Consider the following 14,785-nt stretch of genomic DNA (forward strand, 5'->3'; position numbering starts at 1 on the left):
TTGTGCAAAAGCTCCTTATTTTTTTTGTAGTGGACTTATGATTTGAACATTTTGAAAAGTAATAGCTCCTTTAACAACTCCAGCTATCGTTGACCTTAAAGCATCAATAATATGAATTTTCAATTCATTTTTTGGAAAAATTAAACTTACTTCTCTTGCTGGTTTTGGCTCTACAAAATGTTTCAATTTCAGTTTGTCTTTCTCATTCAAATTTAAAGTATGTAAATAGGGTAAAAGTGTCGTTCCCAAACCTTCATCTGCCAATTTAATGAGTGTTTCAAAACTGCCACTTTCTATTTGGAAATGATTTTTTTCTTCTGAATTTAAATTTTTACACAAATTTAAAATGCCATCTCTAAAACAATGTCCGTCCTGAAGCAATAAAATTTCGTTTATATTTAAATCGGAGACTTCAATTTCTTTTTTGTGAAATGATTGATGATTGGATGGGATGTAAGCCACAAATGGTTCAAAATATAAAACTACTTCCTTAATTTTTTCATCTTCCAAAGGCGTAACTGCGATGGCTGCATCTAAGTGTCCATTTTTTAATCTAGTGATAATTTCAGCAGTGTTTAACTCTTCAATTATTAGTTTAACTTTTGGATATTTTTTAATAAAATTATTCAAAAACATTGGTAGAAGTGTTGGCATCACGGTAGGAATAATGGCTAAACGAAATTCTCCACCAATAAATCCTTTTTGTTGGTCAACAATATCTTGAATTCTATCAGCTTCATTAACAATATTCTTGGATTGGTTTACAATTTTCTGACCAATTTCTGTAAGTTGAATGGGTTTTTTTGATCTGTCAAATATCTGAATTTCAAGTTCTTCTTCAATTTTTTGTATTTGCATACTCAAAGTGGGTTGAGTAACAAAGCATTTTTCGGCTGCTAGGGTAAAGTTTTTGTGTTCGGCTACTGCAAGAACATATTTAAGTTGGGTAATAGTCATGATTATAATATTTTCTGATGCAAATATAAAAACTATAAGATTATCTTATTGTTAAAATTTATAATCAAAAAAAACTATTTTTACAAAATGAAATTTGTTTCAAGCATAATACTATTTTTATTTCTAGCTTTTTTATTGACTCCAACAATTGTTACGTTGATAGATAATAAAACTGATACGTCTTTATTTTATAGTTTCTGTGAAGAAGAAATACACAAAGATTTAAAACTATTAAAAGGAACTTTGCCTAAGCATACTATTTCTTTTTTATCAAAAAAAGTAAAATTAAAGAAAACTAAAATTTTCTCTCAAACTGAGTCTAAAAACGATAATTTTTTAGAAGAAATATTTTCACCTCCACCACAATTTATTTGATTTAATTAAGACGTTTTCGGTATTCACAATTTTGTGAATATATATTAATTAATTATTTTGGATATGACAAAGAAAATAAATCTTTTAGGTAACATAAAATCTGACTTTGCTGCAGGTTTAGTAGTTTTTTTAGTAGCATTACCTCTATGTTTAGGCATTGCTCTTGCATCGGGTGCACCATTGTTTTCTGGTATTATTTCGGGAGTTATTGGAGGAATTGTTGTAGGTTATTTGAGTACTTCACAATTAAGTGTTTCTGGTCCAGCTGCAGGTTTAACGGCTATTGTTTTGGTGGCTATAACCGACTTGGGTTCATTTAATGCTTTTCTATTGGCTGTTTTGTTAGCTGGGATTTTTCAATTAATCTTAGGTTTTATTAAAGCAGGAACCATTTCAAATTTTTTTCCAAGTAATGTGATTGAAGGAATGTTAGCCGGAATTGGCGTGATAATTATTCTAAAACAAATTCCTCACGCTGTTGGTTTTGATTCTGACTTTCAAGGTGATGAAGCGTTCTCACAAGTTGATGGAAAAAATACCTTTTCAGAATTGTTCTCAATTCTTGATCATGTTCAATTGGGTTCAATAATCATAACCTTAATTTCTTTGGCTATTTTAATCTCATGGACTAAAATTGAATTTCTAAAAAAATTAAAAGTTGTTCCTGGTGCTTTAGTTGCTGTAATTGTTGGGATTTTACTCAACGAGTATTTTATAAGTTCTGGAAGTAGTTTTGCCATTTCAAGTGAACACTTGGTTAATTTGCCAATCCCAACTTCTATTGACGAATTTAAAAACATTATTGTCACACCTGATTTTGCTGCTATTACTAATAGCAAGGTATGGTTTGTAGGTTTTACAATTGCCATTGTAGCTTCTATTGAAACCCTTTTGTGTATTGAAGCTGCTGATAAAATGGACGCTCAAAAAAGGTTTTCAGATACCAATGTTGAGTTAAAAGCACAAGGTGTTGGTAATATTTTGAGTGCATTACTTGGTGGTTTACCAATGACTTCTGTTGTAGTAAGAACTTCGGCTAATAATTCGGCTGGAGCAAAATCAAAAATGTCGGCTATAATTCATGGAGTTTTATTATTGGTGAGTGTATTAGCCATTCCAATGCTTTTGAACAAAATTCCTTATGCAACATTAGCAGCCATACTTTTAATGGTAGGATACAAATTAGCAAGTCCAAAAACAGTTAAACATTTTTGGGAAAAAGATAAAGTTTATCAATTTATTCCATTTATTTTTACTTTTTTCGCGGTTGTTTTGACTGATTTGCTCAAAGGTGTAGCTTTGGGAATGATTATTAATGTAATTTTCATTTTAATAGGTAATACAAAGCGTGCTTATCATTTCAGAAATGAAGAATATCATGATGGCGATATCATTCATATTGATTTAGCACAGGAGGTTTCGTTTTTAAATAAATCAGCAATTAAGTCAACGTTACTTTCAATTCCAGAAAACTCGAGAGTAGTTATAGATGCTTCTGATACAGTATATATTGCTCATGATGTTTTGGATTTAATCAAAGATTTTAAGAATTTTAAAGCCAAAGATGAAAACATTAAAGTAAAATTGATTGGGTTTAAAGAAGCCTATGAATTAGAAAATAGTGGTGGTTATTATAACAATGTCACTATTGAAAGTCGTTACAATGTTATGAAACGTAAGATGGAATTAATCCAAAATAAAGAAATAATTTTTAAAGATGAAGAACTATGAGTGTAGAGTTTTATAAAAGAATTCTTGAGAATAATAAAAAATGGGTTGAGAATCAACTTGCCTTAGATAGTGATTATTTCAAAGATTTAGCCAAAGGCCAACAACCACCATTACTTTGGATAGGATGCTCAGACAGTCGTGTGCCTGCAAATGAAATTATTGGGGCAAAACCCGGAGAAGTTTTTGTACACAGAAACATTGCCAACATGGTTATTCATAGCGATATGAATATGTTAAGTGTATTGGATTATGCGGTTAATGTTTTAAAAGTAAAGCACATCATTGTTTGCGGTCATTATGGTTGTGGTGGTGTGAAAGCTGCAATGGGTAATGATTCAATAGGTATTATTGACAACTGGATACGTCATATAAAAGATGTGTATCGCTTGCACGAAGATTATCTAAATTCCTTTGAAAACGAAGATGATAGATTCAATAAGTTTGTCGAAATTAATGTGCAAGAACAAGTTTTTGACTTAGCTAAAACATCTATTGTTCAAGGTGCATGGAGAAACGGACAAGATTTGACACTACACGGATGGACATACGGATTAAACTCTGGTTACGTAACCGATTTAGATGTAAATATGAGTTCAAATGGCGAACTTGATGAAGTGTATCGCTTAAAGTTTTCTAACTAATTTTTTTAACAATAAAGTATAATTGAGAGATAAATAGGCATTCCAAAAGTAATATTAAACGGGAAAGTGATAGCCAATGCCATAGGTAAAAACAATCCCGGATTTGCTTTAGGTGCTACAATTTTCATTGCTGCTGGAACTGCAATATACGATGCACTTGCTGCAAGTATGGCAAAAATAAATCTATTCCCAATTTCATTGGTTACAAACTGACTAAGAATTGCCACTAAACTACCATTTACCAGAGGAATTATAATAGCAAACAATAACGGAAACCAACCACTTTTAAAGAAAACGTTTAATTTTTTACCACTCACTATACCCATATCCAGTAGGAATATAGCAAGAAATCCTTTAAAAATATCTGTCGTAAAAGGTTTAATCCCCATAGCTTGTTGATCACTTGCTAAATAACCAATAACCAAACTACCTAGAATAAGTAACACACTTCCATTAGTTAGTGAATGCTTTACTACGGTCTTCATTTTGGTTTTTATAACCTCATTTTTATTAAACATTTTCATTAGGATTACACCAATAATAATAGCTGGTGCTTCCATCAATGCCATGATGGCAACCATGTGTCCGCTGAAAGTATATTTTTGAATTTCTAAAAATGAAATAGCCGTAACAAAAGTAACGGCACTTACAGATCCATAAGCAGCGGCAATAGCACCCGAATTTTCTATGCTAAATTTTCTTTTCAGAATAAAAAAACAGTAAATAGGAATAACCAGCGCAATGAATACTCCAAAAATTGCAGAATAAATTATCTCTAGGTCAAAATGACTGTGAGCCAACTCTTGTCCACCTTTAAACCCTATGGAGAATAATAGATATAGCGAAATAAATTTTGAGGAGTTCGGCGGAATTTCTAAATCGCTTTTCAATCTTGTGGCAATTATCCCCAACAAAAAGAAAAGAAGCGCAGGATTGGTTAAATTATCTAAAAGTAAATCTAAATTCATATATTAATTTTTAGTAGCTCGCTCCAAGCGATCATTAATAGATTTTCCTAAATCAATATCAGGAAATCGTTCGGCAACAATTAAGTCTAATCCCAATTTATCTAATCGATGCATCGCGGCATACAGATTTAGAGCTGCTTCTTTATAGTTTCCGTTTTCAGACAAAATTTCTTGATGAATAAGATCATGATTTTCTGTCCTTTGATTAAACAATAGAACTCCTATTTTTTTATCAGGATGTTTTTGTATAAACGCATTTACATCAGTTTCTAAAAAGGTTTTGGTTTTTGGAGCATAGTGACGTTCCAACATTCCAGGTGCATCAGGAGCAACTTCCTTTTTATTTTTAATAGATAATCTTCCAACTATTTTTTCTATTTCTTCCACTGTTATTGAACCCAAACGATACAGTACAGGTTCATCAAACTCAAACCCAACAATAGTAGATTCTATTCCGTTTTGACATATTCCACCATCCAAAACCATGGGTATTGTATCTTTGAAATAATCGATTACATGTTTTGCCTCTGTTGGACTGATGGTTCCAAAAGGATTAGCACTTGGCGCTGCCAAAGGAAAATCTAATATATCGAGAAGTGCCAAAGTTACGGGATGATTTGGTACGCGAACGGCCACAGTATCTTTTTCTGCCGTGATAATATTGGGAACAATTTCCTTTTTTGGCAAAATTAAAGTTAAGGAACCAGGCCAAAAATGCTGTGCGAGTTGCAACGCTTTGGGTGGAATATTGTTTACCAAATGCTCTAGAAAGTCAATTGATTTAATATGAACAATTAGAGGATTGAATAATGGTCTGCCTTTTATTTCAAATATTTTCCTGACGGCATCTTCATCAAAAGCATTAGCTGCTAATCCGTAAACAGTTTCTGTTGGAATGGCAACAACATTTCCTTCTTCTAGTAATGCCGCTGCTTTTTCGATTTCTACTTTCATTTTTTATGGGTTACAATAATCACAATACATCGGATCTTCTGTTTTCTTGTCATTGGGAAACATTTTTTCCTGTTCAAAGTTACATTTTTGACATTGATAAATATGCGATTTTGTTGATTTTGTTGGTGAACCACACCATTCACAAGGCAATCCTGATTTGATGTTTACCACACCAAAACCTGGTGTATGGCATTCAGGGCAAAGTGATTTTATTTTTGCTACTAGTTTTTGAGTAGCTTTTTCAATAACCTTCATACGTGTTGGATTAAACATCGCTCGCATGTCAGTTTCTGCAACAACTTGGGAATTAATGGCCGAAAGCGTATGAAAACTCTCTTCCAATAATTCCCAGGATTGAATTCCTTTTACAATGGTAGGAACTTCTTCCGTAGTGATTTTTAAAATCACACCATGTTCAGGAAACCCAACTGTCTTTACTAAATCAACCAAATTTTGAAAACAATTTACAGTTGTTGCATTAAAATTAGTGTCGAGACTTATCTCTCGTACAATTATTTCTAAGTTATTTTTTTTATCAATAAAAATTAAAAATTCATCATCAGCATGTGCCATAAAAATGGAAGGATGTGGACCAAAAGAGCCTTCGCTTGCTATGCCTAAATCACATTGGTATTCCTCCATTGCCAGCAGACATTTTTGTCTAACTGTGGTTAAAGCATCTGCTTTTCTCTCAATTTCTCCAGTAAAAGTCCCCAACGTATCGGTGTCAAAATCAGTTGGGACAAAGCACTCTACACCAAGATGTTCCTCTAATAAAGGCGCTATGACACTTTCTTTTTGATGCTTTGTGGCAATGATTAACTTTCTCCCTTCAAAAATTTCCAAATCCTTCAGCTTAAATAAACTCTACTGTAATGTCACCGTTAATTTTCAACCTCATTCCTTTTTTTTCACTTTCTTCTATAAGCTTCATGATATCTTCACGTGCTGTTGATAATGCTGAAACTCTTCGTTTTGATGTTTCACAAGTTTCATTGTTTTTAACAAATTCACTAAAAGAATTTAGATTATGAAAATTCACTTTACTATTGATTACAGTCATTAAAACGGTCTTGGCATCCTGAGATGAAAAATCACCCTCAATTAACTTAAATTGATATTTATCCATATATTAATTAGATTGTAATTGTGCATAAAACAGCAATTGGATCTTCTTTACTAACAAGGTAGGTTCTAGCTTGTGCCAATTCGCCTTGGAGAAATTTAATTTTCTTTTCTCTCATTTTTATATCTTCTTCGTTATGAGAACTCATAATCTTGTCTTCATGAAATTTTATTCTCATTTCAAACATTTGAGTTATCATATTCAATGTTTCTAATTTGCTAAATTCACCAGTTACTAATTGTACAGTCATAGTTTTTGTTTTTTTATTGTCCTTGTCCTAGTGAGAAAGCCATTTTACCATCAAACTGATATAAGTTTTCGGTTTTGATAGTATCAATATCATTTTGAATACATTGTTGCAAAAGAATTATTATTTCTTCTTTTGATACGGTTTTACCTTCCTCAGTTTTGAAACGGCATCTCCAGTGGTCTGTACAAAAGGTTTGTGAAAACCCTTCTGGCCACACTTTGATACCTCTGTTAGTAATCATGCTTAATTTCACGTTTTGAGTGCCAATTTTTGACATCTTTTCAGCTAATTCATTAGCATCTGTTCCGTTCCAATGAACAAAAATATCATGTCCAATAAGCTCTTTCTTGGCTTGTGGTCTCTTTTTGTATTTTGGAAGATTTAAAGCTTGGCCATTCTCATAATTCACTGCTGCTAATGTTTTTGGTTTTTGACCTAAATTGGCAATAACGGCTTGAGCAAATTCTTTAGTTCCTACTTTTTGAGTGCTAACACCTTCTTTGAAAATATCATACGTGTGAATTCCATCTTCAAGAGTTTTTAACCAAGCATTGTGTACTTTCGTAGCAATTACATTTTGACCTAAATGATTTAACATCATCACAGCGCCTTGTAATAGTCCCGAAGGATTTGCCATGTTTTGTCCAGCTCTTCTTGGTGCCGAACCATGAATGGCTTCAAACATCGAACATTCTTCTCCAATATTTGCTGAACCAGCTAATCCAACAGAACCTGCAATTTGTGCAGCAATATCAGAAAGTACATCACCATATAAATTTAAGGTTACAATAACATCAAATGCTTCTGGCGTGTCGCTCATTTTAGCAGCACCTATGTCAATAATCCAGTGTTCGTTTTCAATTTCTGGGTATTCTGTTGCAATTTCATCAAACACTTGGTGGAACAATCCATCCGTTTGCTTCATGATATTGTCTTTGGTAAAACAAGTTACTTTCTTTCTACCATATTGTTTTGCAAATTCAAAAGCATAACGAACAATCTTTTCACAACCTGGACGGCTGATGATTTTTAAACATTGAACTACTTCATCCGTTTGTTGGTGCTCAATTCCTGCATATAAATCTTCTTCATTTTCTCTGATGATAACAATATCCATTTTTGGATGTTTCGTTTCCACAAAAGGGTGTAAACTCATACATGGTCTAACATTAGAATACAATCCAAGAAATTTTCTGGTTGTTACATTCAAACTTTTATAACCACCACCTTGTGGAGTAGTAATAGGTGCTTTCAAAAAAACTTTGTTCTTGATAATGGTATCCCAGCTTTCTTTAGCTATACCAGAAGTGTTTCCAGAAAGATATACTTTTTCACCCACTTCTATTTCATCATACTCAAGTTGTGCTCCTGCAGCTTTGATGATTTCTAATGTAGCGTCCATAATTTCTGGACCAATTCCGTCTCCTTTTGCGATAGTTATTCTATGCATATTTTTATTTGGTTAATTTATTTCTGCAAAACTATAATGCTTTTTTTATATATTTTTATTTATATTTGTTATGATATACATTAAATATATTTATGCATTATACCTTACATCAATTACAGATATTCCTGAAAATTGCGGAGACCAAGAGTATCACAAAAGCCGCCGAAGAATTGAATTTAACGCAACCTGCCGTTTCTATTCAATTAAAAAAACTACAAGATCAGTTTGATATTCCTTTGACAGAAGTGATAGGAAGACAATTGTATGTAACTCACTTTGGTGCCGAAATTGCCATCACGGCTCAAAAAGTATTAGACGAAGTGGCGACCATAAACTACAAATCCAAAACCTTTCAAGGGATTTTATCGGGAAAACTGACTTTATCTGTGGTGTCAACAGGTAAGTATGTAATGCCTTATTTCCTCTCCGATTTTTTAAATCAAAATAAAGGAATAGACCTTGTGATGGATGTGACCAACAAGTCAAGAGTAGTCAAGAGTTTGGAAAACAACGAAATTGATTTTGCTTTAGTGTCTATTCTGCCCGATGATATTCAATTGCAATCGGAGAATTTGCTAGAAAACAAACTCTATTTTATAGGAAACCATAACGCTTCTTCAGGAGTTCAAAACAACAATATTGATATGTTTCAGGACTTTCCGTTAATCTTTAGAGAAGAAGGTTCGGCTACTAGATTAGTTATGGAAAACTACCTGCATCGCAATGGATTACAGTCCATAAAGAAAATGCAACTTACCTCAAATGAAGCAGTCAAGCAAGCCGTTATTGCCGGAATTGGCTATTCAATAATGCCTATCATAGGATTGAAGAACGAACTGGAAAATGGTAATCTAAAAATCATACCCATGAAAGGATTTCCTATTCAGTCCAATTGGCATTTGGTATGGTTAAAAAACAAATCGATGAGTCCAGTTGCCGAAGCGTATTTAAAATATATCCGGCAAGAAAAAAGCAATTTGAGAAACACTTATTTTTCTTGGATTGATAATTATACAATATGAGATCTTAATCTCAAATTACACATTACAAATAGATTTGAAAATTAAAAACGCAATTAGAAAGAAAATGTCAGTCTGAGCCTGTCGAAGACAATAACAAAATGCATATTTATCTTTTATCAATCCTCTATATTTTCATTAAAAGAGGAGGGAAGCAACGTTGGAATAAACTTAATCAACAAAGGCAACAATAAACTTCCGCCAGGCAACAAAAAAATAGTGAGAGACGGAATGCTTTTACACACATCCAACAACTGCCGTTTGATTTTCTTTTTCTCTTCCTTGTCCAAGTCTTTGTGGGTTGACTTAGCCAGTAATTGCATTAACTCTTTGCTTTGAGATATTTCCTTGAGCAATCTTTTTTTGTTTCGGTTTATTAAAACAACTACGCTATCCGAAGTTTGATCATAGAAGTGTTTCACCGGATTGGAATAATTAAAATAGGGGATTTCCTTTTTGTGATTAGCAATAAAACTATTGATAAAAGTAATACTGCTCAGTACCAAGCTATCGTCAATACTCAGACTTTCGCCTAGTTTATACAAAAAGTAGCGTTCCTCGTTTTCCACCTTTTCATCGCTCCACAAACTGATGCCAGCCAAATCAATCATATACAACTTCTCCAAATCGTTTTGAAGGTAACTCAGTTCTAAATCGTCTATGGTTTTGATGGCAGTGGTAGAAAACTTTGTGTAGCGCACTGAGGCATCAAAAAGTTTCAATAACAACACATCGTGTGGCGATATATTGGTCTTTGTTTTTAGCGAAAGCGAAACAATACTCATTACGATTCCTTCAATCTTATTGAAATATTTATCGGAGATGCTTCCTTTTTCGAGGTATTGTTTGAAGGCCAAAACATCTATAAAGAGTAGGGCATTGGTTATTGCATGCGAAAAGTTTTTGGTAATCAAATCCTCGTTAGTCTGAACCCTATCGTGCAGTATCTTCTCTAGTTTGTGAGAAGGCGTAGTGCTGGGTAACATTTTCTGCAAGGGATTAAATCCTTTGGTGATTAAGGAATTATAAAATCCAACAGCTTCGGTAATGAATAGTTCAGATTCATCTGTTTGCTTTTCCCAACGAAACATCTGATAGAGTGTGTTGAGCAATCCTATCTTTGATATTTCTTGTGGCAGTCGGCTGTTAGTATCAATAGGATGTGTACTATCAAAACTGATAGTGTGTCCGAAGATAAAACCCGTAGCTCGCGTTTGAGTATAAAAAGCCAATTCACTCTCGGGAAAAGGGTGAGGCAATAGTCTTTGCTCTGCAAAGAATTTGTCTATCCAGCCGTGAGCCGATGGGTTAATCATGAAAAATAACTATTTAATAATAGCCGAACACGCTACTCTTGCGCCAGCATTTCCTGTAGGTTGGGTAACAAAATCATCTGGTTTATCGTGAACGATTAATCCTTTGTTGATGATGTCTTTTGTTTCATCGCCACATCCTATGCACCATTGGTCTGTTTTGAAAATAATGGTTCCATTGCCATCAACATCGGCGGTGAAGTTACCTATATCGCCTTTGTGGTATTCGGCATCGCCCCATTTTCCATGTTTTTTGAACGTTGGGTTCCAGTGTCCACCAGCCGATGCTGCATCGGCAGCAGAACAATCTGCTTTTTCATGAATGTGAATGGCGTGTGTGCCTGGTTTCAGTCCAGCTAGTTTGGCTACTAGTGTTACTTCGTTACCTTTTTGTGTGAACGTTGCTGTTCCTGTTACACCACTATTGCTTTTGGTTTCAAAAACAAGTTTTAGTGTGTTGCCTGTGTCAGCAGAAGAGGAACTTTTACATCCTAAAATGATTAATCCAAAAAGAACAAATGTTGCAATTACTTTTTTCATGGTGTGTTGTTTTTATAGAGGTATAAAGATACTAAAATATAAACTTTTTGGTGTAATTGATTTTCTTTTATTTTAAACACATAGATTCATAGTTTTTATAGAAGATATGAAGGCGTTTTACTTTATGATAGCAAATCATAGTTGTGTAAATCAAGAATTATAATTACTTTGTTTTTTCCCCTACAAAGTATTGGCTTTGCAATTTGAACAACACGTTGAACGTTGTCAATGTGCCATAAATTCTAGTGATGTATTGCTGTAGTTCTACTTTTTCTATTTCTTCGATGTTGCTAGCGTTTATCTTTTGTTCCATTACGCGAAGACGGTCACGGAGCATGACTATTTTGTGGAAGAATACATCTATCGGGATGTCTTTTCCTTGCACTCCTGCTTGTCCTGGTTCTAGTTTTAGGTTGCCGCCTTTCCACTTGTCCGCAATGGCTACTGGTTCGCCTAGGCCGTTCCATTTCTTGAGGATGGAGAGAAGGGATTGTTCTACTTCGTAAAAACTTACCGTATCTAGTTCGTTATCTGATGCTTCGATGACTTCAAATTCACTATCAATGTCGATGGTTTCTAGTCCGCTGTCGATGAAGGTTACCCAATATTCTGTGGAGGATACATTGGTTATTACGCCTTTGCCATATTGTGGATGGTTTATTCTTGAGCTTATTCCGAGTAGTTTCATGGTGTGTATTTTTTAAATTTTATAATTAAGTATGTTTAGTATTAGTAAAAGGCAGAGTGTCATTATTGCTAAAAAAAAGACCCAACTTAGTATGGATAAAGCTATTACTTTCCCTTTTGGCAGTCTGTTGAAAAACTGGGTGTGTCCCCATATTGATAAACAAATTTCAATCAGGGAGTTATATTGCAGGAAGATTGGGAGCAATGCGGTGTCTTTTAGCCAATAATCAATAGGGAAAACGGCTATACTGAGCAGTAAACGTTGTGATGCTAGATAGGCAGCAAGGACTATGTGTTCGTAGTAATTGTAACCTTGTTTTCTGAAAATAATATATGTTGTAAAGGCACGAATTGGAACTGTAAAAAGGATTATCCAAGCATAATGTGTCGTGACCCAATGGTTTAATTCTTCTATGGTTAGTAATCCATTGCTGATATCGGTACTAGTATCAAGATTTAGTAACTTGATTTGGTATTTATAAGCCAAAAAACCACTGATGGAAGCTAAAATCAGTAATAACGAAATGGGTTTAAAATGTTTTACGCGTTTTCCTTCTATGTATTCTCTGATGAAATGACCTGGTCGGGTGTATAATTCTTTGGCGGCGTGTACTATGCCTTTGTCATAATGGAATAAACCGTGCTGTATATCATGCCAAACAAAATGATGGTTGAGCTTGTGTGTATCTGCGGTTTGTCCACACTCAGGACAGTAATTGCCGGTGAAGGATGTGTTGCAGTTTTTACAAGTTGTATTCATTTTACTGGTGGTTATAACTTGGGACTAAAATAGTGAATTGGTTGGAATAAAAAAATGGTTGTTTTAATTGTTATGGACTCCCGCCTGCGCGGGAATGACAAATAGAATTAATAAATGGATTCCTCTCGTCTCAAAAAACGAGACTGGAATGACAAAGGGTAGTTTTAATTTGTGGTTGATGGAACGCTGATAAAACGGATTTATTTGCGCGGATTTAACGGATATTGAAATTGGATTCCCGCATATGCGGGAATGACAAGTGGTGGTAGAGAAAATAATATGGTCTCAGATATAGTTACTATGGCTCCAGATTGAGTTACTATGGCGCGCGGATGAGTTACTATGGTGCGCGGTCAAGTTACTATGGTTCGCGAAGGAGTTACTATGGTGCGCGGACAAGTTACTATGGTTCGCGAATGAGTTACTATGGCGCGCGGAGGAGTTACTATGGTGCGCGGAGGGTTTACTTTGTGATATTTGTAGGAATGTGTTAAAAATGAATGTAGTTGGTCGGGAATGAAAAGTAATTTTTTACTTATAGTATTGATTTTTTGAGAATTTCGTAAAAATGTTATTATTTTTAAAAATAGTTTGTAAAGTATTGTTGTTTAATGGTTTAAAATTATTTATTTTGTATAAACCACAAATCTTAATTATAAACTTAAATTTTTATACTATGAATTATTATCAAGAGCGAAAGCTAAGTATGTTTTGGTCGATGGAGCAGTTTCTTGTAGGAACATCTCCTGAAATTTTGGATGAAATTCCAAATTTTACTGTTTTGTTTAAGCAATTCCAAGATAAGGTTGCGGTATTGAATGTGCTGTCGGGCAGTCAGGCATTGCAACGGCAGGGGAATATTGAAGAGAAAGGTGCTGTAAAGGAAGATTTATGTGTTTTGGCAGCTGATATTGCTGGGAAGATTATGGCGTATGCTATTAATTCGAATAATTATCAGTTGCGGAGAGAGGTGAATTATCCGAAGAGTTTATTAATGAGAAATGCTGATACGCGCTGTGTTACTAATTGTACTATTATATTGGAGAAGGGCAATGCGTTTTTGGGTGATTTGGCAACGTATGGTATTACTGAGGTGGTGCTTACTGATTTTAGGGAGATGATTTATTTGTATGACTCGACTATACCAAAGCCGAAGGCAGGTGTTGTAGCTAAAAAGGCGGCTACTGATGCGCTGCGTGTTGAGTTTAGAGAAGCGACTATCTTATTGGATAAGATGCAATTGTTGACTAAGGTTGTTGAGTTTTCGCAGTTTCCTTTTTTTGTTGATTTTAAAAACACTAAGCGGTTGACGAAGCCTTCTTATAGAACTCTTTCTGCTATTGGTGATGTGGTGGATGCAGAAGGGAATGGATTGGCACTGGTTACTATGGAGTGTAAGGAGCTTGGCTTTTTACGCAAGGTTTCTGAGAATGGTGGTTTTAGGTTGCGCAATATGCCTGATGGTGTTTATCCTTTTGTTTTTAGCAGACCGGCATATGTATCGAAGGTTGTTGAGATGGTGTTTTATAGTGGTGTGCGGTATGAGGTTAGGGTTGTGATGGAGAGGGTGGTTTAGTGACACAGTTTATAATGAAAAAGCAGCGAGAGCTGCTTTTTTTTTGTTTTTTTGCCACAGATTACACGGATTACACGGATTTTTTTATTGCACAGATATATTGTTTTTATATCCCAGGGTTAAAACCCTGGGCTACACCATGTATCGTTCCTATGGAACTGGGACATTGATGGGGTTTTTATGGTGCTTTGAAGTTTAGAGGTTTTGTGGTGTGGTTTTCATTTTATTACCACGCGAATGGATTGACTACGTCGAATTTCATTTCGCGAGGTAGCTGGGGGTTTGAGGTTAGGGTTGTGATGGAGAGGGTGGTTTAGTGACACAGTTTATAATGAAAAAGCAGCGAGAGCTGCTTTTTTTTTGTTTTTTTGCCACAGATTACACGGATTACACGGATTTTTTTGTTGCACAGATATATTGTTTTTATATCCCAGGGTT

General features: G+C 34.5%; 16 protein-coding genes. 5 read left to right on the forward strand and 11 right to left on the reverse strand.

The features are described from left to right. Positions 1-15 precede the first annotated feature (15 nt). Entirely contained in the window at positions 16-957 is a 942-nt protein-coding gene (locus ACSVH2_RS10405; protein ID WP_438093115.1) for a LysR substrate-binding domain-containing protein, read from the reverse strand. Between the two features lie 87 nt (positions 958-1,044). Between ACSVH2_RS10405 and ACSVH2_RS10410 the strand changes: the two genes are divergently transcribed. The 3 genes from ACSVH2_RS10410 to can all read left to right on the forward strand — a co-directional run bounded on the left by ACSVH2_RS10410 (position 1,045) and on the right by can (position 3,704). After that, entirely contained in the window at positions 1,045-1,332 is a 288-nt protein-coding gene (locus ACSVH2_RS10410) for a hypothetical protein (RefSeq protein ID WP_438093116.1), read from the forward strand. Between the two features lie 63 nt (positions 1,333-1,395). Next, the gene (locus tag ACSVH2_RS10415; RefSeq protein WP_438093117.1) at positions 1,396-3,063 is read left to right on the forward strand and encodes a SulP family inorganic anion transporter; all 1,668 of its coding nucleotides are present in this window, start codon (positions 1,396-1,398) and stop codon (positions 3,061-3,063) included. Then, positions 3,060-3,704: a carbonate dehydratase gene (can, locus tag ACSVH2_RS10420; protein ID WP_438093118.1), complete on the forward strand. Its 645-nt coding sequence runs from the start codon at positions 3,060-3,062 to the stop codon at positions 3,702-3,704. Before ACSVH2_RS10415 ends, can begins: the two co-directional genes overlap by 4 nt. 5 nt (positions 3,705-3,709) lie before the next feature. Here the strand turns inward: can and ACSVH2_RS10425 are convergent, their stop codons facing one another. The 6 genes from ACSVH2_RS10425 to ACSVH2_RS10450 form a co-directional block, all read right to left on the reverse strand. Continuing rightward, positions 3,710-4,672: a sodium-dependent bicarbonate transport family permease gene (locus ACSVH2_RS10425; RefSeq protein ID WP_438093119.1), complete on the reverse strand. Its 963-nt coding sequence runs from the start codon at positions 4,670-4,672 to the stop codon at positions 3,710-3,712. Positions 4,673-4,675: 3 nt separating this feature from the next. Beyond that, positions 4,676-5,626: an L-threonylcarbamoyladenylate synthase gene (locus tag ACSVH2_RS10430; protein WP_438093120.1), complete on the reverse strand. Its 951-nt coding sequence runs from the start codon at positions 5,624-5,626 to the stop codon at positions 4,676-4,678. Positions 5,627-5,629: 3 nt separating this feature from the next. Beyond that, positions 5,630-6,472, reverse strand: coding sequence for a DUF6671 family protein (locus tag ACSVH2_RS10435; RefSeq protein WP_438093121.1), 843 nt, complete (start codon positions 6,470-6,472; stop codon positions 5,630-5,632). A 10-nt stretch (positions 6,473-6,482) separates the two neighbouring features. After that, on the reverse strand, positions 6,483-6,689 hold the full coding sequence (locus tag ACSVH2_RS10440; RefSeq protein ID WP_438093122.1) for a hypothetical protein: 207 nt from the start codon (positions 6,687-6,689) through the stop codon (positions 6,483-6,485). A gap of 73 nt (positions 6,690-6,762) precedes the next feature. Next, complete coding sequence (locus ACSVH2_RS10445) at positions 6,763-7,002, reverse strand: hypothetical protein (RefSeq protein ID WP_438093123.1); 240 nt, start codon at positions 7,000-7,002, stop codon at positions 6,763-6,765. Between the two features lie 13 nt (positions 7,003-7,015). Beyond that, positions 7,016-8,452 carry an NADP-dependent isocitrate dehydrogenase gene (locus ACSVH2_RS10450; protein ID WP_438093124.1) on the reverse strand — a complete coding sequence of 479 codons (1,437 nt, stop codon included), beginning with the start codon at positions 8,450-8,452 and terminating at the stop codon, positions 7,016-7,018. A gap of 92 nt (positions 8,453-8,544) precedes the next feature. Here ACSVH2_RS10450 and ACSVH2_RS10455 point away from each other — a divergent pair, with 92 nt between their 5' ends. Continuing rightward, entirely contained in the window at positions 8,545-9,474 is a 930-nt protein-coding gene (locus ACSVH2_RS10455; protein WP_438093125.1) for a LysR family transcriptional regulator, read from the forward strand. Positions 9,475-9,590: 116 nt separating this feature from the next. Here the strand turns inward: ACSVH2_RS10455 and ACSVH2_RS10460 are convergent, their stop codons facing one another. The 4 genes from ACSVH2_RS10460 to ACSVH2_RS10475 all read right to left on the reverse strand — a co-directional run bounded on the left by ACSVH2_RS10460 (position 9,591) and on the right by ACSVH2_RS10475 (position 12,771). Further along, positions 9,591-10,787 (reverse strand): LETM1-related biofilm-associated protein, encoded by a 1,197-nt coding sequence (locus ACSVH2_RS10460; RefSeq protein WP_438093126.1) that lies wholly within the window; start codon positions 10,785-10,787, stop codon positions 9,591-9,593. Positions 10,788-10,796: 9 nt separating this feature from the next. Beyond that, on the reverse strand, positions 10,797-11,324 hold the full coding sequence (locus ACSVH2_RS10465) for a superoxide dismutase family protein (RefSeq protein WP_438093127.1): 528 nt from the start codon (positions 11,322-11,324) through the stop codon (positions 10,797-10,799). A 163-nt stretch (positions 11,325-11,487) separates the two neighbouring features. After that, a complete protein-coding gene (locus ACSVH2_RS10470; RefSeq protein ID WP_438093128.1) occupies positions 11,488-12,012 on the reverse strand; it encodes a hypothetical protein in 525 nt (174 codons plus the stop codon). 12 nt (positions 12,013-12,024) lie between these two features. Next, a complete protein-coding gene (locus ACSVH2_RS10475) occupies positions 12,025-12,771 on the reverse strand; it encodes a DUF3667 domain-containing protein (protein WP_438093129.1) in 747 nt (248 codons plus the stop codon). A 568-nt stretch (positions 12,772-13,339) separates the two neighbouring features. On the opposite strand from ACSVH2_RS10475, the gene ACSVH2_RS10480 reads away from it, so the two are divergent. Next, positions 13,340-14,347 carry a carboxypeptidase-like regulatory domain-containing protein gene (locus ACSVH2_RS10480; RefSeq protein WP_438093130.1) on the forward strand — a complete coding sequence of 336 codons (1,008 nt, stop codon included), beginning with the start codon at positions 13,340-13,342 and terminating at the stop codon, positions 14,345-14,347. Positions 14,348-14,785 lie beyond the last annotated feature (438 nt).

Origin of the sequence: Flavobacterium sp. RSB2_4_14 (assembly GCF_051547085.1) — a bacterium.
Lineage (GTDB): Bacteria > Bacteroidota > Bacteroidia > Flavobacteriales > Flavobacteriaceae > Flavobacterium.